This is a genomic window from Vibrio sp. Vb0937 (assembly GCF_033338855.1).
This window is the reverse complement of record NZ_JAWOTK010000406.1, coordinates 1-1088: the sequence shown is the minus strand read 5'-3', so window position 1 is coordinate 1088 and position 1088 is coordinate 1. Positions and strand designations below refer to the sequence as shown.

The window sequence follows — 1088 nt, the reverse complement described above, 5'->3', positions numbered from 1 at the left end:
AATGTTGGAAAAAGTTACGCGCTATTTAGAACGAATCCAAGACGATACACGTTTGGATTTGGTGCGTCGTTGTTTTTATCTCAAAACCCATGAAAAGCTGTCGCGTGAACCAGATGTCGGTTCAGTGGCCTGGCGTCGTGAAGCGCTGAGCGACATGATTGCGAAATGGAATTGGGATGACAGCGTGGTTGCCGAGCTCGATGACCGCCGCAACTGGAAAGTTGAACAGGTGAAAGTCGTGCATCATGCGTTGCTTGATGCGTTGATGCAGAGCTACCGTAACTTGATTCAGTTTGCGCGTCGCAACGACATCACATCCGCGATCAGCCCGCAAGACATCAGCATTCTTGCGCGTAAGTTGTACGCTGCGTTTGAAGTGTTGCCGGGCAAAGTGACGTTGCTGAACCCACAAATTTCCCCTGATTTACATGAACCAGATTTGAGCTTCATCGAAGTTAAAGAAGGTGGGGTGAACAAGTCGGGTTGGTATCTCTACAAGCAACCATTGATCGCACATCGCATTCTTGGGCAGCCATGTCTTGAGCATCACGAGTACTTGAGCAAACTGGTCTCGTGGGCTTTCTTTAATGGCCTCATCACCGAATCCACGCGTTTGCATGCCGTGGTGCGTGAAGCACAGCTAGATATTGATAAGTTTTACCAAATGGTGAGTGACTTACGAAATACCTTTGCACTGCGTAAACGTCGTCCGACGATGCAAGCGTTAGCGAGCCCGTGTGAAATCAGCCAGTTGGCGATGTTCATCAACTTCGAAAATGACCCTACGTCGGAGCTGTCGGGGCGTTCACTTAAAGTGGATGTGAAAAATACCGATATCTTCAGTTTTGGTCCGGAACATAAAAACTTAGTCGGCAGTGTCGATTTGGTTTACCGCAACTCCTGGCATGAAGTGCGTACACTGCATTTCAAAGGCGAAACGGCGATGTTGGATGCGCTAAAAACTATTTTGGGCAAAATGCACCAAGATGCGTTGCCACCAGAATCGGTCGACGTGTTCTGCTACGCGAAAAACATGCGTGGTGTGATGCGTAATATGGTGTATCAGCTTCTTGCGGAATGCATCGACT

Annotated in this window: 1 protein-coding gene; it reads left to right on the top strand. The window is 48.4% G+C overall.

The window, feature by feature from the left end; translation table 11 throughout:
• The coding region (locus R7P67_RS26090) for a class I adenylate cyclase (protein ID WP_318086489.1) at positions 1–1088 on the top strand (1088 nt) is incomplete at both ends.